At 66.5% G+C, this 20,985-nt stretch carries 23 protein-coding genes; 10 read left to right on the forward strand and 13 right to left on the reverse strand.

The genetic code is table 11. From position 1 onward, the window contains the following. Positions 1-42: 42 nt before the first annotated feature. Positions 43-630, forward strand: a complete 588-nt coding sequence (locus tag ACQI46_RS10380) for a TetR/AcrR family transcriptional regulator (RefSeq protein WP_427093892.1) — start codon at positions 43-45, stop codon at positions 628-630. Positions 631-702: 72 nt separating this feature from the next. Next, on the forward strand, positions 703-1,542 hold the full coding sequence (locus ACQI46_RS10385; protein ID WP_427093893.1) for a mycofactocin-coupled SDR family oxidoreductase: 840 nt from the start codon (positions 703-705) through the stop codon (positions 1,540-1,542). Here the strand turns inward: ACQI46_RS10385 and ACQI46_RS10390 are convergent, their stop codons facing one another. From ACQI46_RS10390 to ACQI46_RS10430, 9 genes are all read right to left on the reverse strand, one after another. Continuing rightward, the gene (locus ACQI46_RS10390) at positions 1,543-2,388 is read right to left on the reverse strand and encodes an SDR family NAD(P)-dependent oxidoreductase (RefSeq protein WP_427093935.1); all 846 of its coding nucleotides are present in this window, start codon (positions 2,386-2,388) and stop codon (positions 1,543-1,545) included. Positions 2,389-2,392: 4 nt separating this feature from the next. Next, positions 2,393-2,824, reverse strand: a complete 432-nt coding sequence (locus tag ACQI46_RS10395) for a nuclear transport factor 2 family protein (RefSeq protein WP_427093894.1) — start codon at positions 2,822-2,824, stop codon at positions 2,393-2,395. A 6-nt stretch (positions 2,825-2,830) separates the two neighbouring features. Further along, on the reverse strand, positions 2,831-3,964 hold the full coding sequence (locus ACQI46_RS10400) for an NDMA-dependent alcohol dehydrogenase (RefSeq protein ID WP_427093895.1): 1,134 nt from the start codon (positions 3,962-3,964) through the stop codon (positions 2,831-2,833). A 92-nt stretch (positions 3,965-4,056) separates the two neighbouring features. Next, on the reverse strand, positions 4,057-4,596 hold the full coding sequence (locus ACQI46_RS10405) for a nuclear transport factor 2 family protein (RefSeq protein ID WP_427093896.1): 540 nt from the start codon (positions 4,594-4,596) through the stop codon (positions 4,057-4,059). A 2-nt stretch (positions 4,597-4,598) separates the two neighbouring features. Further along, on the reverse strand, positions 4,599-4,805 hold the full coding sequence (locus ACQI46_RS10410; protein WP_427093897.1) for a ferredoxin: 207 nt from the start codon (positions 4,803-4,805) through the stop codon (positions 4,599-4,601). A 5-nt stretch (positions 4,806-4,810) separates the two neighbouring features. Further along, positions 4,811-6,169, reverse strand: coding sequence for a cytochrome P450 (locus tag ACQI46_RS10415; protein WP_427093898.1), 1,359 nt, complete (start codon positions 6,167-6,169; stop codon positions 4,811-4,813). Beyond that, entirely contained in the window at positions 6,166-6,993 is an 828-nt protein-coding gene (locus ACQI46_RS10420) for an SDR family oxidoreductase (RefSeq protein WP_427093899.1), read from the reverse strand. The genes ACQI46_RS10415 and ACQI46_RS10420 overlap by 4 nt, the downstream gene beginning before the upstream one ends. 13 nt (positions 6,994-7,006) lie before the next feature. Next, on the reverse strand, positions 7,007-8,212 hold the full coding sequence (locus ACQI46_RS10425; RefSeq protein WP_427093900.1) for a cytochrome P450: 1,206 nt from the start codon (positions 8,210-8,212) through the stop codon (positions 7,007-7,009). After that, positions 8,209-8,805 carry a TetR family transcriptional regulator gene (locus ACQI46_RS10430; RefSeq protein ID WP_427093901.1) on the reverse strand — a complete coding sequence of 199 codons (597 nt, stop codon included), beginning with the start codon at positions 8,803-8,805 and terminating at the stop codon, positions 8,209-8,211. The genes ACQI46_RS10425 and ACQI46_RS10430 overlap by 4 nt, the downstream gene beginning before the upstream one ends. 173 nt (positions 8,806-8,978) lie before the next feature. Here ACQI46_RS10430 and ACQI46_RS10435 point away from each other — a divergent pair, with 173 nt between their 5' ends. The 5 genes from ACQI46_RS10435 to ACQI46_RS10455 all read left to right on the forward strand — a co-directional run bounded on the left by ACQI46_RS10435 (position 8,979) and on the right by ACQI46_RS10455 (position 13,871). Further along, positions 8,979-10,445, forward strand: coding sequence for an aldehyde dehydrogenase (locus ACQI46_RS10435; RefSeq protein ID WP_427093902.1), 1,467 nt, complete (start codon positions 8,979-8,981; stop codon positions 10,443-10,445). Between the two features lie 90 nt (positions 10,446-10,535). Further along, positions 10,536-11,297, forward strand: coding sequence for an SDR family oxidoreductase (locus ACQI46_RS10440; protein WP_427093903.1), 762 nt, complete (start codon positions 10,536-10,538; stop codon positions 11,295-11,297). 29 nt (positions 11,298-11,326) lie between these two features. Next, a complete protein-coding gene (locus ACQI46_RS10445; RefSeq protein WP_427093904.1) occupies positions 11,327-12,187 on the forward strand; it encodes an NAD(P)-dependent oxidoreductase in 861 nt (286 codons plus the stop codon). 5 nt (positions 12,188-12,192) lie between these two features. Next, positions 12,193-12,648 carry a carboxymuconolactone decarboxylase family protein gene (locus tag ACQI46_RS10450; RefSeq protein ID WP_427093905.1) on the forward strand — a complete coding sequence of 152 codons (456 nt, stop codon included), beginning with the start codon at positions 12,193-12,195 and terminating at the stop codon, positions 12,646-12,648. Continuing rightward, complete coding sequence (locus ACQI46_RS10455) at positions 12,645-13,871, forward strand: hypothetical protein (RefSeq protein ID WP_427093906.1); 1,227 nt, start codon at positions 12,645-12,647, stop codon at positions 13,869-13,871. Before ACQI46_RS10450 ends, ACQI46_RS10455 begins: the two co-directional genes overlap by 4 nt. Here the strand turns inward: ACQI46_RS10455 and ACQI46_RS10460 are convergent. The 3 genes from ACQI46_RS10460 to ACQI46_RS10470 are packed head-to-tail and all read right to left on the reverse strand — an operon-like array spanning position 13,868 to position 16,508. Further along, entirely contained in the window at positions 13,868-14,632 is a 765-nt protein-coding gene (locus ACQI46_RS10460; protein ID WP_427093907.1) for an SDR family NAD(P)-dependent oxidoreductase, read from the reverse strand. The two genes, ACQI46_RS10455 and ACQI46_RS10460, sit on opposite strands and share 4 nt — an antisense overlap. A gap of 25 nt (positions 14,633-14,657) precedes the next feature. Next, positions 14,658-15,263 carry a TetR/AcrR family transcriptional regulator gene (locus ACQI46_RS10465; protein WP_427093908.1) on the reverse strand — a complete coding sequence of 202 codons (606 nt, stop codon included), beginning with the start codon at positions 15,261-15,263 and terminating at the stop codon, positions 14,658-14,660. Between the two features lie 9 nt (positions 15,264-15,272). Further along, positions 15,273-16,508 carry a cytochrome P450 gene (locus ACQI46_RS10470; RefSeq protein WP_427093909.1) on the reverse strand — a complete coding sequence of 412 codons (1,236 nt, stop codon included), beginning with the start codon at positions 16,506-16,508 and terminating at the stop codon, positions 15,273-15,275. A 105-nt stretch (positions 16,509-16,613) separates the two neighbouring features. Between ACQI46_RS10470 and purD the strand changes: the two genes are divergently transcribed. Continuing rightward, positions 16,614-17,882 carry a phosphoribosylamine--glycine ligase gene (gene purD, locus ACQI46_RS10475; RefSeq protein ID WP_427093910.1) on the forward strand — a complete coding sequence of 423 codons (1,269 nt, stop codon included), beginning with the start codon at positions 16,614-16,616 and terminating at the stop codon, positions 17,880-17,882. Here purD and ACQI46_RS10480 read toward each other — a convergent pair. Further along, complete coding sequence (locus tag ACQI46_RS10480) at positions 17,879-18,706, reverse strand: alpha/beta hydrolase (RefSeq protein ID WP_427093911.1); 828 nt, start codon at positions 18,704-18,706, stop codon at positions 17,879-17,881. The two genes, purD and ACQI46_RS10480, sit on opposite strands and share 4 nt — an antisense overlap. 84 nt (positions 18,707-18,790) lie before the next feature. Between ACQI46_RS10480 and ACQI46_RS10485 the strand changes: the two genes are divergently transcribed. Together ACQI46_RS10485 and ACQI46_RS10490 are read left to right on the forward strand one after the other, a co-directional pair. Next, a complete protein-coding gene (locus tag ACQI46_RS10485; protein ID WP_427093912.1) occupies positions 18,791-19,399 on the forward strand; it encodes a TetR/AcrR family transcriptional regulator in 609 nt (202 codons plus the stop codon). A gap of 28 nt (positions 19,400-19,427) precedes the next feature. Continuing rightward, complete coding sequence (locus ACQI46_RS10490) at positions 19,428-20,864, forward strand: APC family permease (RefSeq protein WP_427093913.1); 1,437 nt, start codon at positions 19,428-19,430, stop codon at positions 20,862-20,864. Positions 20,865-20,985 lie beyond the last annotated feature (121 nt).

Consider the following 20,985-nt stretch of genomic DNA (forward strand, 5'->3'; position numbering starts at 1 on the left):
TTTCGCTTGCCTGATCGACCGATCAGGCTGCTAGACTGCGCCATGCTTACCACGGCGTCTGAGGCACGGTCAAGCAATGCGCGGCAGCGGTTGATCGAGGCGACGGCCAGGATCATGCGCGACGAAGGTTATGCCGCAGCGACATCCAGAAAGGTGGCTGCGGAGGCCGGCGTCAAGCAGGCGCTGGTCTACTACTACTTCCCGACCATGGACGACCTGTTCGTCGAGGTCCTGCGCGCGGGTGGCGAGAGCTCCCTCGAGCACATGCGTGCCGCATTGACCAACGACGATCCGCTACGTGCGCTGTGGTTGATCAACTCCGAAGCCCATCGGACCGGACTGAACACCGAGTTCATGGCTCTGGCGAATCACCGCAAGGCAATCCGGGAGGAGTTGCGGTCCTACGCCGAGCGCGTCCGCGACATCGAGACCGCGGCGGTCACCGTCGCGTTGCGCGCCAACGGAATCGACCTGCAGGAACATCCACCGGTGGTGGTCTCGATGCTGATCGCCCAGATCGCCCGCAGCCTCTGCAACGAGAGCAACGTCGGGGTGACGCTCGGTCACGACGAGATGCGTTCCTACGTCAATCGCCTGCTCGAGCAGCTGGGGTCGACCTCCGGTGGTTGACAGCTTTGGCGATCAGTGTCACGCTCCTGATCGATCGACAAATGTCGACAGCTGGCTGATGTGAGGTGGCACATGGGTGGTCGGGTCGAAGGCAAGGTCGCGTTCATCACGGGCGCAGCGCGCGGTCAGGGGCGCAGTCACGCACTACGCCTGGCCGAGGAGGGCGCGGACATCATCGCGATCGACGTCTGCGGACCGGTCAGCAGCAACACCCAGATACCTCCGGCCACCCCGGACGACCTGGCCCAGACTGTGGACCTGGTCAAGGGGACAGGTCGCCGGATCGTCGCCGCAGAGGTCGACGTACGCGACTTCGCCGCGGTCAAGAATGCGGTCGACTCCGGCGTCGAGCAGCTGGGCCGTCTCGACATCGTCGTCGCCAACGCCGGCATCGGCAACGGCGGCCAGACGCTGGACCGTACCAGCGAAGAAGACTGGACCGACATGATCGACGTCAACCTCTCAGGTGTCTGGAAGTCAGTCAAAGCTGCAGTCCCGCATCTGCTTTCGGGCGGCAACGGCGGCTCCATCGTCCTCACCAGCTCCGTCGGCGGACTGAAGCCGTACCCGCACACCGGCCATTACATCGCGGCCAAGCACGGTGTCATCGGCCTGATGCGCACCTTCGCCGTGGAGTTGGGCCAGCACTCCATCCGCGTCAACGCGGTCTGCCCGACGAACGTGAACACACCGCTGTTCATGAACGAGGGCACCATGAAACTGTTCCGGCCCGACCTGGAGAACCCGGGTCCCGAGGACCTGGCCGTGGCCGCGCAGTTCATGCACGTCCTGCCGGTCGGCTGGGTCGAGCCCGTCGACATCAGCAATGCGGTGTTGTTCCTGGCCTCTGACGAAGCCCGCTACATCACCGGTCTGCCGGTCACCGTCGACGCCGGGAGCATGCTGAAATAGTCACCCGACCTGGGCCGCGATCTCCTCGACGGTCCACGGCGGGTCCTCGTGATGGCCGCGGAACGCCACGATCGAGGGGTTCTGTCGATCGAAGCGGCCGACGAATCCTCCTGCGGCGATGAAGATCTGGCCGGTCACGTGTGCGGCGAGATCGCTGACCAGATAGGCGTAGGTGGCGGCCGCGTACTCCGGAGGCGCGGCGTCGAGTGCGGAGGTCATGCTGATCTCGTCGAGCAGTCCGCGCCGGTTGAGCTCGGCGATGTGTGCTTCGTACTCCGGGCCGGTCGAAAGACGTGTCTTGGCGCCCGGGCACACCACGTTGGCCCGTACCCCGTGTTCGCGGAGCTCGGCCGCAATGGCCAAAGTCAGCCCGTTGACCGCGCCCTTGCCTGCCGGATAGCCGGTGCCACCGTAATCACCCAGGAACGCAAACGAACTCGTGTTCACGATGGCGCCACGGCCCTGCGCCACCATCCGCGGTGCCGCCGCGCGGCAGGTCTGGAACACCGTGCCCAGATGGGCGTCGATCAGCTCACTGAACTGCTCGGTGGTGACGTTGAGAATCGACGAGCCGGCCGGTTCTGCGGTGCCGGCGCAGTTGACCAGGATGTCGATGGCGCCGAACTCTCGCACGCATGCATCGATCAGGGCGTCGGCAACGTCGGGATCGGCGGGAGAGCCGGGATGGGCGACGGCGCCGGGAATGCCTTGTGCTGCTTGACTTGCTGCTTCGGCCTCGCGCCCGTTGACCACCACTCCGGCGCCGTGGGCGGCCAACAGTTCGGCGACCGCAAACCCGATACCGCGGGTGCCGCCGACGACGACGGCCCCGCGGCCGGTGAGCAGATCGTTAATCGGTGCTCTCCGGTTGGCTGAACGTCATGGCGTCCATGTTCCAGTAGCCGCGCAGGTTGGTGATCAGCCCGGCGTCGTCGACCCGGTAGGTGAACACGCCGCGCACCGTGGCCACGAAGCCGTTCGGGAAGGTGGTCTCCAGCACGAGGATGTAGGCGATCTCCGTCGGACTGCTCGACGGAAACGTCTCCTCGCAGGTGACCCGCAGCTGGTTGGGGCCGATGTTGGTGTCGTAGAACACCGCAACGGCGTCCTTGCCGCGCACCCCGTTGCCGTCGGGGTTGGTGACGGCCTCGCCGATCGGATCTTCGATGACGATGTCGTCACTCATGAGGGCCAGCCAGCCCTCCCGATCCCCGGACTGGACGCAGCGCCACGAATTCCGTGACGCCGCGACCACCGGGCTCAGCTGTGCCGTGTCAGTCACGCGGACTTAGCGATCCTCGTCGGTGTAGCGGATGATGCCGCGAATGTTCTTGCCCTCCAGCATGTCCTGGTAGCCCTCGTTGATCTGCTCCAGCTTGTACTGGCGCGTGACCATGTCGTCGAGGTTCAGCCGGCCGGCCTTGTACATCGACAGCAGCTGCGGGATGTCGAAGTGGGGGTTTCCACCACCGAAGATGGTGCCCTGCAGGTTCTTCTGCAGCAGCGTGAGCATCGACAGGTTCAGCGTCACATCCGAGCTGGCCATGTTGGCCACGGCGGTGACCACGCAGGTGCCGCCCTTGGACGTGATGTTGAGGTAGTTGTCGATCTCCTCGCCCTTGAGCTCACCGGTGGTGATGATCGTCTTGGACGCCATCCGGCCCTGGGTGACCTCGGCGACGCCCATCATCGCGCTGGCGATGTCGGGGTAGGCGTGGGTGGCGCCGAACTTCAGGGCCTGATCGCGCTTCCACTCCACCGGGTCGATCGCGAAGATGTTGCGCGCACCCGCATTCAGAGCGCCCTGCAGGGCGCCCATGCCGACACCGCCGACACCGGCGATGACGACGTCGTCGCCGGGCCGGACGTCAGCGCTGCGCACGGCCGAGCCGTAGCCGGTGGTCACGCCGCAACCGACGAGGCAGGCCACCTCGAACGGGATCGACGGATCGATCTTCACCACCGAGCTCTTGTGCACGACCATGTACGGGCTGAACGTGCCGAGCAGGGTCATCGGGATGACCGGCTGGCCGTTCTTGACGGCATGGATTCGGTGCGTGTTGTCCGACACCGCGGTGCCCTGCAGCAGCATGGCGCCGAGGTCGCAGAGGTTGCGCATGCCTGCCTGACAGGACGGGCAGGAGCCGCAGGACGGGATGAACGAGAGGACCACGTGGTCGCCGGGCTCGAGGCCCTCCACGCCCGGACCCACCTCGGTGACGACGCCGGCGCCCTCATGACCACCCAACACGGGGAAACCCGCCATCGGGATGTCGCCGGTGACCAGGTGATGGTCCGAGTGGCACATGCCCGACGCTTCCATCTGGATCTTGACCTCGTCCTTGACGGGGTCGCCGATCTCGATCTCTTCGATGGTCCAGGGCTGATTGAATTCCCAGATCAGGGCGCCTTTGGTCTTCATATCTCCTGCTTTCGAATTGAGCCTTAGGTGACAGACTAGAGCCTCTAGTCGGCTACCTCACACCGCCCCCAATCAACTGCTTGGTGGTGCGCTCACCACAGCGGGACCGGTGCCTGCCCCAACGGGTAATAACCGGGCAGCTTCTCGCCCGAGAGCGACCGCTCGATGCGCTTCTGCATGGTCGGCGTCAGGTCGCCGGACTCGATGAGCTTGGCGTAGCCCTTCGCGACGTGACCGAAGTCGAAGAAGTCGCGTTGCCACTCGATGAGCAGCTCGTCGTTGAGCCGGAACCAGCTGCCGCCGATGCCGTAGATCTCGGCGGTCGTGCCGTCACTCTTGTTCGCGACCTGCTTCCAGAAGCCGACGATCTCGTTCTGCTTCTCGTCGATCAGCGTCCTCTGGTACTCGTAGACCCAGTTCTCCAGACCTTCCATCTCCAGGCCCAGGGCGATGTCGCGGATCTCGGCCTTGTTGACGCACATGACGTCTTCCTTGGGGCCGATGTTCCAGCCGTAGGTCGCGTCCTCGGTGTAGAACTCGGCCAGCGGCTTCCAGTCGCCGGCCGCCTCCGCGTCCTGGTTGGCCTTGAGCCAGCGCTCGACCCAGTCCTCGAGCTGCTCACGGGATGCCATGGTCACTCCTTTTCGATGATCGTCAGTGCCCGGGTCGGGCACATCTCTACGGCAAGTTCGACGGCTTCGCGAAGCTCGTCGGGCGGTTCAGGATCGGTGATCTCGACGACGCCGCGCTTCGGCACGGAGAACACATCCGGAGCCTCCAGCTCGCACATCGCGTGGCCCTGGCACAGGTCCTCGTCGAGTTCAACGCGGTAGCAGCCCACGGATCTCAGTCCTTCACACGCTTGCGGTAGCGGACCTTGGCCGGGCGGGCCAACTGGACGACCATCTTGGAGTGGTCGTTGCGGTAGCTCTCCGGCGACTGCGCCATCTCGAACTCGTACTCGCGCAACAGGACCGAGAAGATGGCCTTGATCTGCATCTGGGCGAACGCGGCGCCGACGCAGCGGTGCTTGCCCGCGCCGAACGGGATCCAGGTCCAGCGGTTGATCAGATCTTCCTGCCGCGGCTTGTTGTAGCGGTCGGGGTCGAAGGCGTCCGGGTCGGGGAAGTCCTCGGGGATCCGGTTGGAGATGGCCGGTGAGGCCGCCACCATCTGTCCCTTGTGGATGGGGCGACCCGCGACCTCGAACTCGTCCTGGGCCACCCGCATCAGGATGATCAGCGGCGGATGCAGGCGCAACGTCTCCTTCAGGGCGTTGTCCAGGTTCGGGATCTGGCGCAGCGCATGGAAACTCACTTCCTGACCGTCGGCGTAGAGGTCGTCGAGTTCCTGCTGGACTTTCGCGTAGAAGTCGGGATTGCGCAGCAGTTCGATCAGCGTCCAGGACGACGTACCGGAGCTGGTGTGGTGGCCGGCGAACATCAGCGAGATGAACATGCCGGTGACCTCGTTGGCCGAGAAGCGCGGGTTGCCGTCCTCGTCCTTGATCGACACCAGCACGTCGAGCAGGTCGCGGTCGCTCTTGTCCTTGGGTGGGTTGGCGATTCGACCGTGCATGACCTCCTGCACCAGTTCCACCAGGTTGGCGCGGGCCTCGTCGCGGATCCGGAAGCTCTCGATCGGCAGATACGGGTCGACGTAGCAGAGCGGGTCGGTGCCGCGCTCGAGCAGGTGGTAGTAATTCGCGAACCGCGAGTCGAGCTGGTTGCGGAACTTCAGCCCGATCAGGCACGCCGTGGAGGTGTAGATGGTCAGCTCGGCGAAGAAGTCGAGCAGCTCGATCTCGCCTTCGTCACCCCAGTCCGCGATCATCCGCTTGACTTCGTTCTCGATGGTCGCGGCGTGGCCCTTCATCTGCTCGCCGCGCAGCGCCGTGTTGTGCAGCATCTCGGCGCGGCGCTCGGGATCGGCGTCGAACACCACCCCCTCACCGAAGATCGGCGTCATGAACGGGTAGGCCTCGGCCTGGTTGAGCTCGCTGTCGGTCGAGCGGAAGAAGAATTCGTTGGCTTCGGCGCCCGAGAGCAGCACCACCTGCTTGTCGGCGAGTTGGAACCAGCCGACATCTCCACACTCCTCGCGGACCCGCTTCATCAGTCCGATCGGGTCGGTGCGGAACTCCTCGAGGTGGCCGTGCTCCTCTTCGCCGCCGGAGACCCGCGGCACGTCTTTCAGCGCAGTCATTGTCCTGGCATCCCTTCCTCGCCGAGTGCGAGCTTCTGTCGCTCCGTGACGTCTGCGAGGGGAGCTTCGGGCTGCAGCTCCATGTTCGCGATGAACCCGCCGCGGGGCGTCTCGGCGACGAATGTGATGGCGCGCGCCAGATCGGCGGCGCGCAGGAAGTAGTCGTGGCGGGCCTGGCCCCACTTCGCCCAGTCCTCCAGTGCCGGGCCGATCAGCTCGGCCGGCAGGCTCCAGCCCATCGACGTCTTGGTCGGTCCCGGGTGCACGATCGAGGCGCGTACGCCGGTGCCCTCGAGCTCCATCTGGTAGTTGGTCACCATCGCCACCAGACCGGCCTTGGCGGCGCCGTAGGCCCCCATGTGCGGCCGCTGACGCAGCGCCACATCCGAACCGACGAAGATCAGATCGCCACGTCGGCGTTCGAGCATGCCGGGCAACACGGCGTTGGCGACCCGGTTGGCACCGACCAGGTGGATCTGGATCTGCGACTCGAACTGCTCGGTGCTGATGTCGGCGAGCTTGCCGAAGTAGGTGTCCCCGGCACCCGCGACGAGCACCTCGATGTCGCCGAGCTCTGAGACAGCCTGCTCGACACAGGCTTTCACCGAGTCGGGGTCGGTGACGTCGAGATGCACCGCGACGGCTTCGCCGCCGTCGGCGCGGATCTTGTCGACCAACTCCTGGCACTTCTCCACCCGGCGCGCGCCGAGCGCGACCGGGAATCCGCGGGAGGCAAGTTCGAGTGCGGTCGCGGCGCCGATCCCGGAGGAGGCGCCGGCCACGAGTGCGGGGCGACGGTCGGGCAGCGGATCAAAACGAGGCATCTGTGGTGGTCCTTCAGCGGATCTGGACGGTGATGGGCAGGTGCGCGAAGCCGCGAACATTGGAGGAGTGGACGCGGACCGCGTTGGCCTCGTCGACTTCGTAGCCGCGGATTCTCTTGAACAACTCGGTCAGCGCCACCCGGGCTTCCATGCGGGCCAGGTGCGCGCCGAGGCAGAAGTGGGCGCCGCTGCCGAAACTCATGAGCTTGGAACCGATGTCACGGCCGATCAGATAGCGGTCCGGGTCGTCGAAGACGCGCTCGTCGCGGTGCGCCGAGCCGGGCAGCAGCAGCACCACGTCGCCCTCGGGGATGGGCGTGTCGTAGAGCGTCAGATCGCCGACGACGGTGCGCGCCAGGATCTGGCTGGACGTGTCGTAGCGCAGCGTCTCTTCGACCCACAGCGGCACCCGGTCGAGGTCCTCGTACAACGGGGTCAATTGGTCGGGGTTGCGGTGGCCCCAAAATGCGGCGTTGGCAAGCAGTTTGGTGGTGGTCTCGTTGCCGGCGATGACCATCAGGAACATGAACCCGATGATCTCGTCGTCGGTGAGCCGATCACCGTCGATCTCGGCTTCCAGCAGGGCCGAGGTCAGGTCGTCGCTGAGCTTCTTGCGGCGCTCGGCCACCATTTCCTGGTAGTACACGAACAGGTTGATCGACGCCTCGATCGCCGCCGCCGGCACATCCGTGACGCCTTCTTCGCGGTGCATCACCGCATCCGCCCAGGCGCGTACCTGTACGCGATCGGCTTCGGGCACGCCCATCAGCTCGGAGATGACGTCCATGGGCAACTTGCCGGCGAATTCGTCGACGTAATCCACAGTTGCGTCACCGGCGTTCTCCAGCATCGCATCCAGATGCGCGACGGCGATCTCGGTGACGCGCGGTTCCAGTTCGCGGATGCGGCGCGGTGTGAAGCCCTTCGAGACCAGCGTGCGCAGCCGCAGATGATCGGGGTCGTCCATCGCGAGGAACGACATGGTTTTCGCCGCGTGCGGGCCGCGCGAGGCCGGATCGAGGGAGACGCCGAACTTGTTGGACAGCGTGGTGCTGTTGCGGAACCCCTGCAGCACGTCGGCGTGCCGCGACAACGCCCAGAAGCCCAGTTCTTCGTTGTGGTAGAGCGGCGCTTCGTCACGCAGGCGCTGGTAGTACGGGTACGGATCCTCGTGGAAGTCGTAGTCGTAGGGATCAAGTTTGACGTCGCTGAGTGTCATTTCTCGTCTCCGACGATGAGGCCGACCACGTAGCTGAGCCGGTCGGCGATCTGGTGGTAGGTGTAGGCGCCGCTGCCTGCGTTGACCAGCGCGCCGAAGAACGTCATCTCCAGTGCGGCCAGGGTGCGGGGGTCGGCGTCGGGGCCGACGGCGGCGCGGATGCGGCGATGGATCTCGCTGCCGATGCGGTCCCGGACACGGCGTACCGCGGTGTCGTTGCCCGACAGCAGCGCGGTGGTGCACGCGGCGGCGACTTCCGGTTCGTCGGCGAGGGTGAGCGCCATGCTGCGCAGCGTCTTCTCCACGCGGTTGACTCTGCTGTCGTTGACGTCGGTGTAGTACTCGACCTTCTGCACCAGGTCCAGGTAGATCTCGGCGATCAGATGGTTCTTCGACGAGAAGTAGGTGTAGGCCGTGGCCGGGGCGACCTTGGCGCGCGCGGCCACCGCGCGCACGGTCAGGTCGGCGTACGAGGATTCCCGCAGCGCCTCCAGGCCGGCGGCCAGGACTTTGCGGAACGTCTCTTCCTGCCGGCGGTTGCGCGGCGTTTGCCGTGCCTGATCTGTGATCGCGGCGACAGCTTCACTGGACACATGTCCAACGTATCCGAGGAGTCCGCCGCGGAGCAAGTAGTGCAGTGAAATATGCGTTCAACCGCGGGCTTTGAGAGCTTCGCGATCGTCGTCCTTGCCTGTGTCGCCGCTCGGGGGCTATGGTTCCCAAGAACTCAGTCAGACAGCTGTCCAGAACCAGAACAGGAGGTCGGATGGCAATCCTGACCGATCGCGAGAGCAAGCTGTACATCGACGGCAAGCTTGTCGCCGGTAGTGCCGGTAGCTTCGCCACGATCAACCCGGCCACCGAGGAGACGCTCGGGGTCGCGGCCGACGCCGATGCCGCCGACATGGGCGCGGCCATCGAGGCGGCACGCCGGGCCTTCGACGACACCGACTGGTCGACCAATACAGAGTTGCGCGTGCGGTGCATCCGCCAGCTGCAACAGGCGATGCGCGACCACGTCGAGGAGCTGCGCGAACTGACCATGGCTGAGGTCGGCGCGCCGCGCATGCTCACCTCGGCAGCCCAGCTCGAAGGGCCCATCGAGGATCTGACCTTCTGCGCGGACACCGCCGAGTCCTACCCGTGGAGCACCGACCTCGGCGTCGCCAAGCCGATGGGCATCAAGACCCAGCGCCGAATCGCACGCGAAGCCATCGGCGTCGTCGGCGCCATCACCCCGTGGAACTTCCCGCACCAGATCAACCTGGCCAAGATCGGACCCGCGCTGGCCGCCGGAAACACGCTGGTGCTCAAACCCGCTCCCGATACTCCGTGGGTGGCCGCGGTGCTGGGCGAGCTGGCCGCCGAACACACCGACATCCCGCCGGGCGTGCTGAACATCGTCACCTCCAGCGACCACGCCGTCGGCGCGCTGCTGTCGAAAGACCCTCGGGTCGACATGGTTTCGTTCACCGGGTCCACTGCCACCGGTCGCGCCGTGATGGCCGACGGCTCCGCGACGCTGAAGAAGGTCTTCCTGGAGCTCGGCGGGAAGTCGGCGTTCCTGGTGCTCGACGACGCCGACCTGGCCGGCGCCTGCGCCATGGCCGGATTCACCGTGTCGATGCACGCCGGTCAGGGTTGCGCCATCACCACCCGACTGGTGGTGCCGCGCGAGCGCTACGACGAGGCCGTCGACGCCGCGGCCGCCACCATGGCCGGTCTCAAGCCGGGTGACCCGACCGACGCCGGCACGGTGTGCGGGCCGCTGATCTCGGCGCGGCAACGTGACCGCGTGCAGGGTTACCTGGATTCCGCCACCGCCGAGGGCGGACGGTTCGCCTGCGGCGGTGGCCGGCCCGAAGGCCGCGACAAGGGCTTCTTCATCGAGCCCACCGTCATTGCGGGACTTGACAACTCGGCGAAGGTGTCGCGTGAGGAGATCTTCGGTCCGGTCCTGACCGTCATCGCCCACGACGGCGACGACGACGCGGTCCGCATCGCCAACGACTCCCCGTACGGACTGTCCGGCACGGTGTTCTCGCCGGACCTGGACCGCGCCAACGCCGTCGCGGCCCGGATGCGGGTCGGTACGGTCAACATCAACGGCGGTGTCTGGTACTCGGCGGACATGCCGTTCGGCGGATACAAGCAGTCCGGCATCGGCCGGGAGATGGGCCTGGCCGGGTTCGAGGAATACCTGGAGATCAAGGCCATTGCGACGGCTGTCTGACAATTGAGCACCCCGCCGAACGTTGGGTTACGGCACGTAGGGGGCGATGAACGTGTCACAACTCAACACTCAGCGGTAAGAGAGGAAGCCATGGGATTTTACGGAGATCAGTTCAACGACAAGGTGGCCATCGTCACCGGCGCCGGAGGCGGCATCGGGCAGGCCTACGCCGAGGCGCTGGCCCGCGAGGGTGCAGCCGTGGTGGTCGCCGACATCAACACCGACGGTGCGCAGAAGGTCGCCGACGGCATCAGGGGCGAGGGCGGTAACGCCTTGGCGGTGCGGGTCGACGTCAGCGATCCGGACTCGGCCAAAGAGATGGCAGCGCAGGCTCTCTCGGAGTTCGGCGGCATCGACTACCTGGTCAACAATGCCGCGATCTTCGGCGGCATGAAGCTGGACTTCCTGATCACCGTCGACTGGGACTACTACAAGAAGTTCATGAGCGTGAACCTCGACGGCGCTCTGGTGTGCACCCGGGCGGTGTACAGGAAGATGGCCAAGCGGGGCGGCGGTGCGATCGTCAACCAGTCCTCGACCGCGGCGTGGCTGTACTCGAACTTCTACGGCCTGGCCAAGGTCGGCATCAACGGCCTGACCCAGCAGCTGGCCACCGAGCTCGGCGGACAGAACATCCGCGTCAACGCCATTGCGCCTGGGCCCATCGACACCGAGGCCAACCGGACCACCACGCCGCAGGAGATGGTCGCCGACATCGTCAAGGGAATCCCGTTGTCGCGCATGGGGCAGCCCGAGGACCTGGTCGGCATGCTGCTGTTCCTGCTCTCGGACCAGGCCAAGTGGATCACCGGTCAGATCTTCAATGTCGACGGCGGACAGATCATCCGCTGACGAGCACTCGCGCGAGGAAGAGAGTTCGTATGAGCACTGGCATGAAGCTCGGCTACATCGGCCTGGGGAACCAGGGCGCACCGATGGCCAGACGTCTGGTCGACTGGCCCGACGGCTTGATCGTGTTCGACGTTCGCGCCGAGGCCATGGCCCCGCTGGTCGAGTCGGGTGCCGTCGCGGCTGACAGCGTGGCCGCGGTCGCCGACGCCGACGTCATCAGCGTTACCGTGCTCAACGACGCGCAGGTGCGCGAGGTGGTCGGAGAGCTCGGCGCCCACGCGCGGCCAGGCACGGTCATCGCGATCCACTCCACCATCGAGCCCGACACCGCCGCCCAGTTGGCTGAAGAGCTGCGCCCCAAGGGAGTTCACATCGTCGATGCGCCGGTCAGCGGTGGCGCCGGCGCCGCCGACAAGGGCGAACTCGCGGTCATGGTGGGTGCTGACGACGAGGCCTACGAGAAGGTCAAACCGGTCTTCAAGAAATGTGCGTCCATGGTGGTGCGCGCCGGTGAGCCCGGTGCCGGCACCCGGATGAAGCTGGCACGCAACATGTTGACGTTCGTCGGTTTCACCGCTGCGTGTGAAGCGATGCGCCTGGCCGAGGCCGCGGGGATCGACCTGCAGAAGCTGGGTCGCGTCGTGCGCCACAGCGACGCGCAGAGCGGTGGCCCAGGCGCGATCATGGTGCGCGACAACATGGATCCGCTGACCCCGGACCACTTCCTGTACGACATGTTCGTCCACACCCGTGGCCTGGCCGAGAAGGATCTGCGGCTGGCGCTCGGCCTCGGAGAGGCCACCGGTGTCCAGCTGCCGCTGGCCGAAATCGCGTTGCGCGACCTGGCCGCCGGACTCGGCGTCCCGCACACCTCGTCAAGCAAGGAGTAGAGCCGATGGATGACGTGCGCCGCAAAGGCCTGGAGAAGATGAACGAGGTCTACGGATGGGAGATGCCCGACATCCAGGGCGACCCGTACTTCGACCTGACCGTCGAACACCTCTTCGGCACCATCTGGACGCGACCCGGGCTGTCCATGCGGGAGAAGCGGATGATGACGCTGACCGCCGTGACGGCACTGGGCAACTCGGACCTGGCGGAGATCCAGATCAACGCCGCGCTGGCCAACGAGGAGCTCACTGTCGAGGAACTCAAGGAGATGGCGGTCTTCCTCACCCACTACCTCGGTTTCCCGCTGGGTTCCAAGCTCGACGGCGCGGTGTCCAAGGTGGCCAAACAGCGCAAGAAGGCTGCCGAAAAGGCCGGTGGGGAGGACAAGAAAGCGAACGTCAACGCCGCCGTCCGTATGCACTCCGGGGGCACGGTCCATGATGAGGGCGTCGGTTCATGATGAGTAGGTATGCCGCGCTCTCGCGCGACGAACTCGCCACGCTGGTGCCTGAGCTGCTGTTGATCGGCCAGCTGATCGACCGCTCCGGAATGGCCTGGTGCATCTCGAGTTTCGGTCGCGAGGAGATGGTGCAGATCGCGATCGAGGAGTGGGCGGCCTCCAGTCCGCTCTACACCAAGCGCATGCAGCGTGCGCTGAAGTTCGAGGGCGTCGACGTCATCACGATCTTCAAGGGCATGCAGCTCGACATCGGCGCGCCGCCACAGTTCATGGACTTCCGCTACACCGTCCACGACCGCTGGCACGGCGAGTTCCACCTCGACCACTGCGGGGCGCTGCTCGACGTCGAACCGATGGGCGAGGACTACGTCCGCGGCATGTGCCACGACATCGAGGACCCGACATTCGACGCCACCGCGCTGGCCACCAACAGCAGGTGTCAGGTGCGCCCGATCCACCGGCCGCCCCGGACGCCGGCCGACCGGCACCCGCACTGTGCGTGGACCGTCACCATCGACGAGTCCTATCCCGAGGTCGAGTTCATCCCGCAGATCGAGACCGTCAAAGCCAGCCGGGCCTACCACACCGAACTCGACCCGATCGACGCCTCCGATGAGGGCATGGCCGACTATTCCGGCCCGCTGCTGTCGGACCTGAATTTCGGCGCGTTCTCGCATTCGGCACTCGTGCGCATCGCCGACGAGGTGTGCCTGCAGATGCATCTGCTGGTGCTGTCCTTCCACATCGCGGTACGGGCACGCGCGAAAGACGATGCCGCACTGGCCGACAGCATCCGCACCAAGCAGCTGATCGGCATCGCCGGCGTGGCCGCCGAACGCATCCACAAGGCGCTGAATCTGCCCGGTGGGCCGGCCGGCGCACTCCGCGTACTCGAGTTGCACCCGCTGCTGAACCCGGCTGCCTACGTACACGCCAACATCGACCCCGGGTTCGTCCACGTCCGCCGCTCACCGGCGCACGACGACGGCTCCTGGATCTCGCTGGTCACCCCGGCTGCCGATCTGCCGCTGCAGGCGATCGCGGCCGCCGTCGACCCGCACCTGCGTGCGGAGGTCTCCGGTACCGAGACGGACTGGACCGTGCGATTCATCGAGACCGACACGCCGGCAAAGGAACTGCCTGAAGTGTCGGTGACCAAGGTGAGCGGCGGAGCGTCCTGGGAGTTCGAGGGACGCAAGTCCCTGCCGTTGACCGTCCTCTAGGTGATGGTGACTCCGCCGTCGACGACGATCGTCTGCCCGCAGACGTAGCCGCCGGCGGCGGAGGCCAGCCAGATCAGCGTCGCCGACAGCTCGGTCGGTGATCCCATCCGTTTGAGGACCACGCGCTGTTCCAGCATGCTCTCGAGGTAGCCGGGGGCGTACTCGTCGGTCATCTCGGACTCGAAGAAGCCGGGCGCGATCGCATTGACGCGGATGCCTTTTCGGTGTCCCCACTGCTGGGCGAGGTCGCGGGTCAGCCCGATCACGGCGGCCTTGGACGCGGCGTAGGCGGCCTGCGGAAGCCCGGCGGTGGTGATGCCCAGGATGCTGGCGATGTTGATGATCGAACTGCCGGGAGCCATGACTCGGCCACAGGCCTGGGCGGCCCAGTAGGAGCCGTTCAGGTTGATGTCCATGACCTTCTCGAACTCGGCCGGGGTCTCGCGCAGCGCGGGAACCGCGGTGCCCACACCGGCGTTGTTCACCAGCACATCCACGCGGCCGAACTCGTTCATGGCGGCTTCGACCATTGCGGTGCACTGATCCGGGTTGGCAACGTCGGTCGGCACGGCCAGGCAGCGACGTCCCGCCTTCTCGACCAACGCTGCTGTCGCAGCGAGCTTTTCAGCGCGCCGTGCCGCCAGGACGACATCGGCGCCGGCCTGCGCGCAAGCCTCGGCGAACGACACACCGAGGCCCGACGAAGCGCCGGTGATGATGACGACCTTGTCGTCGAGGCGGAACTGGTCCAATACCGTCATTACTCACGTCCTTACACGTCGGTTGTCACTGTTGTCGGGGAGTCGGCGCAAGTGCGTTGCCGACCCATCGGCGCAGATATGCGCGGAGCTGGTCACCGGTGCGCGGCGGACGGCCCGGATCGAGAACGAACGACTGGATGATGCGCAGCAGATGCTCGGCCAGTTCGTCGAGTTCGTCGTCACTCAGTCCGGCGGCGTCCCAGTCCACGTCCAGTCGGTCGACCATCGTCCGGGCGAACCGCAGCGCGACATCGGAGGTGACGGACTCGACGTGCCGGGTGCGGCCGGGCACCACGAGCAGGCCCATGTACTTCTCCCGGGGCAGCCACTCCAGCGCGGTGGCGAGCGCTTCGGTCACCGCGTCGGCGGGGTCGTGCACGCCGGCGACGTGCGCCGTCAGCCGGTCCAGGAATTCGTCGACAGCGTGCACGGCGGCCGCGACGAGCAGCGCCTCGGTGCTGGGGAAGTAGCGGTAGACGGTCTGCCGGGTCACTCCGACGGCGCGCGCGACGTCGGAGATGCTGAAGTCGGCGCCGTGGTCCTCGATGGTCCTGCCTGCGGCGGTCAGGATGCGCGCGACGGCCTCCTCGTCGGAGGCCGGCCTGGCCCCTGACCAACCGTGAGTGCGCACGAAGGCACTCTAGTGGTAGGCGACCTGCAGGTCCTTCACCCCGTTGATCCACCCGGACCGCAACCGCTGCGGATCACCGAGCTTGCGGATGTCGGGGATCTGGTCGGCGATCTCGTTGAACATCAGCTTGATCTCCATGCGGGCCAGGTTGGCGCCGATGCAGAAGTGCGCCCCGTTGCCGCCGAATGCCAGGTGCGGGTTCGGGTTGCGGGTGATGTCGAACTCGAACGGCCGGTCGAAGACCTCTTCGTCGAAGTTCGCCGAGCTGTAGAACAGGCCGGCGCGCTGCCCCTTGGCGATGGTCACCCCGCCGATCTCCACGTCCTCCAGCGCGGTGCGTTGGAAGCAGTGCACGGGCGTGGCCCAGCGGATGATCTCGTCGACCGCGGTCTCCGGCCGTTCGCGCTTGAAAAGCTCCCACTGATCCGGGTTTTCGAAAAACGCGTTCATGCCGTGTGTCAGCGCGTTGCGGGTGGTCTCGTTGCCGGCCACCGCCAGCAGGATGACGAAGAACGCGAACTCGACCTCGCCCAGCGAGTCGCCGTCGACATCCGCTTCGACGAGGCGGGTGACGATGTCGTCGGCCGGGCACCGCCGCCGCTCCTCGGCCATCGTGTACGCGTAGCCCATCAGCTCGGCGTTGGCCATCGTCGGATCGGAGTCGAAGTCGGGGTCGTCGGTGTTCATGATGCAGTTCGACCAGTGGAACAACTTCTCGCGGTCGGCCTCCGGCACGCCGATCAGGTCGGCGATCGCCTGCAGCGGCAGCCCCATCGCGATGTCGTCGACGAAGTTGCCGCTGTCCTTGGCCGCGGCCGCGGCCACGATGTCGCGCGCGGCGCCGGCGAGCTTGTCCTCCATACCGGCGATGGCCCGGGGCGTGAACAGGCGCGACACGATCTTGCGCAACCGGGTGTGCTCGGGGGCGTCGTGGTTGATCAGCAGGGCCTTGGTCAGGTCCAGTTGCTCGGCGGTGACGCCGTCGGGCAGCCGCATGACCGCCCCTTTGGCGTTGGTGGACCACTGCCCGTCGTGATTGCGCGAGATCGCCTTGATGTCCTCGTGCCGCGAGATCACCCAGTAGCCGCCGTCGTCGAAGATCGACTCGTCCTGGGCGTTCCACCAGACGGGCGCGGTCTTGCGCAGTTGCGCGAACTCGGTGACGGGAATGCCTTCGAGCAGCACATCTGGGTCGGTGAAGTCGTAACCGCTGGGTAGAAACGGACAGCTCTGCGTCGTCGTCATGGCGTCCTCCGGGGTGTGACGTGTAACACTGACCTCGACCATACACGTAGGCGTCGAGTTGTATGGTCCGAGACGCGATGGGTCCAGCCGTTAGGGTGTGCATCTGTGCACGTCCTGGTGATCGGCTCCGGAGCCCGTGAACATGCGCTGCTGCTCGCACTGCGCCGAGACCCGCAGGTCGAGGGCCTGTCGATCGCGCCCGGCAATGCCGGCACCGCCGCCGTCGCCGACCAGTACGACGTCGACGTCACCTCCGGGGAGGCGGTCACCGAGTTGGCCCGACGGGTCGGCGCCGACCTCGTCGTGATGGGTCCGGAGGTCCCGCTGGTGCTCGGCGTCGCCGATGCGGTACGGGCCGCCGGCATCGCCTGCTTCGGCCCGACGCGCGAAGCGGCCCGCATCGAAGGCTCCAAGGCCTTCGCCAAAGACGTCATGACCGCTGCCGGGGTCCGGACCGCCACCAGCGAGATCGTGGACAACCCCGCGCGCCTCGACGCCGCACTCGACCGATTCGGTCCGCCCGCCGACCAGCGCGCCTGGGTGGTCAAGGACGACGGACTGGCCGCCGGCAAGGGTGTGGTGGTCACCGCTGAGCGCGACGCAGCCCGCGCACATGCCGCCGGCCTGCTCGACGCGGGCCATCCGGTGCTGCTCGAGTCCTTCCTCGACGGCCCCGAGGTGTCACTGTTCTGCGTCGTCGACGGCGAGACGGTGGTGCCGTTGCTTCCCGCGCAGGACTTCAAGCGTGTCGGCGACGGCGACACCGGCCCCAACACCGGCGGCATGGGCGCCTACACGCCCCTGCCGTGGCTGCCCGCCGACATGACGACCCGCATCGTCGACGAGATCATCAAACCCGTTGCTGCCGAGATGGTTCGGCGTGGCTGCTCGTTCAGCGGTCTGCTGTATGCCGGGTTGGCCATCACCTCGGCGGGCCCGGCCGTCATCGAATTCAACTGCCGCTTCGGCGATCCGGAGACCCAGGCGGTCCTGGCCCTGCTGGACTCCCCGCTGGCCCAGCTGCTGCTGGCCGCGGCCACCGGACGGCTGGCCGATGCACCTGAGCTGCAGTGGCGCGACGGGGCCGCGGTCACCGTGGTGCTGGCCGCGGAGAACTATCCCGGACGGCCGCGCGTGGGTGACGTCATCTCAGGCGCTGACCGCGACGGCGTGCTGCACGCCGGTACCGCACGCCGCGACGACGGTGCACTGGTGTCGTCGGGTGGACGCGTGCTCTCCGTGGTGGGTGTCGGTGCCGATCTGAACGCCGCACGCGACGACGCGTACGCCACAATGAGCGCAATCCGCTTGCCAGGTGGGCACTTTCGCTCCGATATCGGGCTGGCTGCCGCCGAGGGGCGGATTCTGCTCTAAGCGGTCAGCAGCGGTGCGATCCAGCTCAACTGCGACGACAGTTGCGCCGACCAGAACGCCGCGTTGTGCCCGCCAGGGGAGAAGCCACCCGCGGGCGGCGTCGAGAGCTGCGCGATGAACTGGCGCGTCGCACCGGCGAACGGGTCGGCGTCACCGCAGTCGATGCGCAGCGGGATGCGGTTGAGCTCGTCGAGTCCCCACACGCTGTTGGCGGCGTAGTCGTCGGCGTTGTCGAACGCGCCCGGCGCAGCCGCTCCCGGGGACGTCCACAGCGCCGGGCTCACGGCGCAGACCGCCGCGGTGCGGCCGACGCCCAACCGCGAGCCCAGCAGCATCGCGCCGTATCCACCCATGGACCAACCCAGGAACGCCACGCGGGAGGTGTCCAAGCCTTGCTCGGTCAATAGCGGTAGGAACTCGTCGAGCACCATCGCCCCGGAGTCGTCGCCCGAGGCGCGGCGGTGCCAGTAACCGTTGCCGCCGTCGACGGCTGCGAGAGCGAACGGCGGCAGGCCCGCAGCGACGGCGTCCGCCAGAAACCGTTCGGCGCCCATCGACATCACGTTCTCGGCGGTGGAGTCCTTGCCGTGCAGCAGGATCACCGGGCGCAACGGTCGATCCTGACCCGGCGGGCGGGCGACGATCCAGTTCGTTGTGACGCCGCCCCGGGCTGAGGAGGTGAATGCACCCGCCGCGTACGTCGACGCCGGCGCGGCAGCCACCGGCGGAGTCGTCACCGCCGTCACGGCAGCCGCCGTCAGACCGGCCCGCACACTCAAGGCGAACAGCGCGCGGCGACTGAGCATCGGCATGGCGGCCATCATGCCAGCCGACGCCGTGCGGGTATGCGAACGTCAAACGCGGACGAATTGCCGAAAGCCCGATGCCGACCCTCCCCGACTGGCACCATGCTTTACGTGACGGCAGCGGTCACCCCCAAGGGGGAGCGTCGAAGGTATGCGCTGGTCAGCGCCGCTGCTGATCTGCTGTGCGAGGGTGGGTTCGACGCCGTGCGGCACCGCGCGGTGGCCCGTCGCGCCGGGCTGCCCCTGGCGTCGACGACCTACTACTTTTCTTCGCTGGACGACCTGATCGCCAACGCCGTCGAGCTCGTCGGGCTGCGGGAAGCCCAGGACCTCAAGGACCGGGTCGCGGCCCTGTCGCGGCGCCGCCGGGGCGCCGAGTCGACCGCCGACATCCTGGTCGACCTGTTGGTCGGTGACACCCCCGAACGCGCCACCGAGTTGCTGATCTCGCGCTACGAGCGCTACATCGCCTGCGCGCGTCAGCCCAGCCTCCGCGACATCCAGCGCCGGGTACTCAAGCAACGCACCGACGCCGTGGTCGAAGTCATCGAGCGATCGGGGCGCTCCGTGCGCGCCGACATGTTGACCGCATTAGTGTGTGCCGTCGACGGTGCCGTCGTGGCAGCGATGGTGGGGGACGGCGATGGACCGCGCGAGACGGCCCGCGCCACGTTGATCGACGTCATCGACGTCCTCGCGCCGTTCCACTAGAGCGACGCAGAGCGAACTGGGAGGCGTGATGACGGAATCGGTGGCCAGTCCACGAGGCGCGAAGGAACAACCGCAACTCAAGCGGGTGATGGGCCCGGGGCTGCTACTGCTGTTCATTGTCGGGGACATCTTGGGCACGGGCGTCTACGCCCTGGTCGGCGATGTCGCCGGTGAAGTCGGTGGCGCAGCGTGGCTGCCGTTCCTGGTGGCCTTCGTGATCGCCACGATCACGGCATTCAGCTATTTGGAGCTGGTGACCAAGTATCCGCAGGCGGCAGGTGCAGCGCTCTACGCGCACAAGGCGTTTGGCATCCACTTCATCACATTCCTCGTCGCCTTCGTCGTGATGTGCTCCGGAATCACCTCCGCTTCAACAGCTTCGAGGGCGTTCGCGGCGAACTTCTTCGAAGGCACCGGGTTCGAGGCGTCGAGTTTCGGGGTCGCGCTACTGGCTCTGGCATTCATGGCGGCGCTGGCAGCGATCAACTACCGCGGTGTCGGGGAGAGCGTCAAACTCAACGTCATCCTGACCATCGTCGAGATCACCGGTCTGGTGATCGTCTTGATGATCGGGTTCTGGGCGTTCACGCGCGGCACCGACGTCGACTTCTCGCGCATCGTCGCGTTCGAGACCGAGGACGACAAGAACGCCTTCCTGGCGGTGACGGCCGCGACGTCGCTGGCGTTCTTCGCGATGGTCGGATTCGAGGACTCGGTGAACATGGCCGAGGAGACCAAAGACCCCGTCCGGATCTTCCCGAAGATCCTGTTGTCGGGCTTGGGCATTGCCGGTCTGGTCTACGTCCTGATCTCGATCGTGGCTGTGGCGCTGGTGCCCGTGGGGCAGTTGGAAGCCAGTGACACCCCGCTGGTCGAGGTGGTCAAGGCCGGAGCGCCCGGACTACCGATGGACACGATCTTGCCGTTCGTCACGATGTTCGCGGTGTCGAACACGGCGCTGATCAACATGCTGATGGCCAGCCGCCTCATTTACGGCATGGCCCGCCAGCACGTCCTGCCGCCGGTCCTCGGCACCGTGCATCCGACGCGGCGGTCGCCGTGGGTGGCCATCATCTTCACGACCGTGATCGCATTCGGGCTCATCATCTACGTCAGCACCGCTGCCAGTAGCAACGCGATCGCCGTGCTGGGCGGCACCACCAGCCTGCTGCTGCTCGCGGTGTTCGCGGTGGTCAACGTCGCGGTGCTGGTGCTGCGCCGCGACGTCCAACATGACGGCAAGCACTTCAAGACGCCGACGGCGTTGCCGGTCATCGGTTTTGTCGCCTCGCTGTACCTGGTGACGCCGTTGTCGGGTCGGCCTGTGCAGCAGTACATCGTGGCCGGCGCGCTGATCGTCACGGGTATAGCGCTGTTCTTCCTGACCCGGGCGATCAACCGTCAGCTCGGTATCCGCAACGGGCAGATCACCGATCCTGCGCATCTGGGTTCGGGGCCGGAGTAGGACTGAGACGAAGAAGGGGCGCCTCTTTCGAGGCGCCCCTTCGTCGGTGTGGGGTGTTACTTGATGTCGACGAAGTAGGTGCGTCCGGCGGGGACCTGGATGCGGTCGTCGCGCTGGGCAT

Source organism: Mycobacterium sp. SMC-4 (genome assembly GCF_050205565.1).
Classification (GTDB): domain Bacteria; phylum Actinomycetota; class Actinomycetes; order Mycobacteriales; family Mycobacteriaceae; genus Mycobacterium.

Excerpts from the sequence above, each read along its gene's own strand:
- ACQI46_RS10380 (WP_427093892.1), top strand. The coding sequence starts at position 43 with ATGCTTACCACGGCGTCTGAGGCACGGTCAAGCAATGCGCGGCAGCGG.
- ACQI46_RS10385 (WP_427093893.1), top strand. The coding sequence starts at position 703 with ATGGGTGGTCGGGTCGAAGGCAAGGTCGCGTTCATCACGGGCGCAGCG.
- ACQI46_RS10400 (WP_427093895.1), bottom strand. The coding sequence starts at position 3,964 with ATGAAGACCAAAGGCGCCCTGATCTGGGAATTCAATCAGCCCTGGACC.
- ACQI46_RS10405 (WP_427093896.1), bottom strand. The coding sequence starts at position 4,596 with ATGGCATCCCGTGAGCAGCTCGAGGACTGGGTCGAGCGCTGGCTCAAG.
- ACQI46_RS10415 (WP_427093898.1), bottom strand. The coding sequence starts at position 6,169 with ATGACTGCGCTGAAAGACGTGCCGCGGGTCTCCGGCGGCGAAGAGGAG.
- ACQI46_RS10420 (WP_427093899.1), bottom strand. The coding sequence starts at position 6,993 with ATGCCTCGTTTTGATCCGCTGCCCGACCGTCGCCCCGCACTCGTGGCC.
- ACQI46_RS10425 (WP_427093900.1), bottom strand. The coding sequence starts at position 8,212 with ATGACACTCAGCGACGTCAAACTTGATCCCTACGACTACGACTTCCAC.
- ACQI46_RS10435 (WP_427093902.1), top strand. The coding sequence starts at position 8,979 with ATGGCAATCCTGACCGATCGCGAGAGCAAGCTGTACATCGACGGCAAG.
- ACQI46_RS10440 (WP_427093903.1), top strand. The coding sequence starts at position 10,536 with ATGGGATTTTACGGAGATCAGTTCAACGACAAGGTGGCCATCGTCACC.
- ACQI46_RS10445 (WP_427093904.1), top strand. The coding sequence starts at position 11,327 with ATGAGCACTGGCATGAAGCTCGGCTACATCGGCCTGGGGAACCAGGGC.
- ACQI46_RS10450 (WP_427093905.1), top strand. The coding sequence starts at position 12,193 with ATGGATGACGTGCGCCGCAAAGGCCTGGAGAAGATGAACGAGGTCTAC.
- ACQI46_RS10455 (WP_427093906.1), top strand. The coding sequence starts at position 12,645 with ATGATGAGTAGGTATGCCGCGCTCTCGCGCGACGAACTCGCCACGCTG.
- ACQI46_RS10460 (WP_427093907.1), bottom strand. The coding sequence starts at position 14,632 with ATGACGGTATTGGACCAGTTCCGCCTCGACGACAAGGTCGTCATCATC.
- ACQI46_RS10470 (WP_427093909.1), bottom strand. The coding sequence starts at position 16,508 with ATGACGACGACGCAGAGCTGTCCGTTTCTACCCAGCGGTTACGACTTC.
- ACQI46_RS10480 (WP_427093911.1), bottom strand. The coding sequence starts at position 18,706 with ATGATGGCCGCCATGCCGATGCTCAGTCGCCGCGCGCTGTTCGCCTTG.
- ACQI46_RS10485 (WP_427093912.1), top strand. The coding sequence starts at position 18,791 with ATGCTTTACGTGACGGCAGCGGTCACCCCCAAGGGGGAGCGTCGAAGG.
- ACQI46_RS10490 (WP_427093913.1), top strand. The coding sequence starts at position 19,428 with ATGACGGAATCGGTGGCCAGTCCACGAGGCGCGAAGGAACAACCGCAA.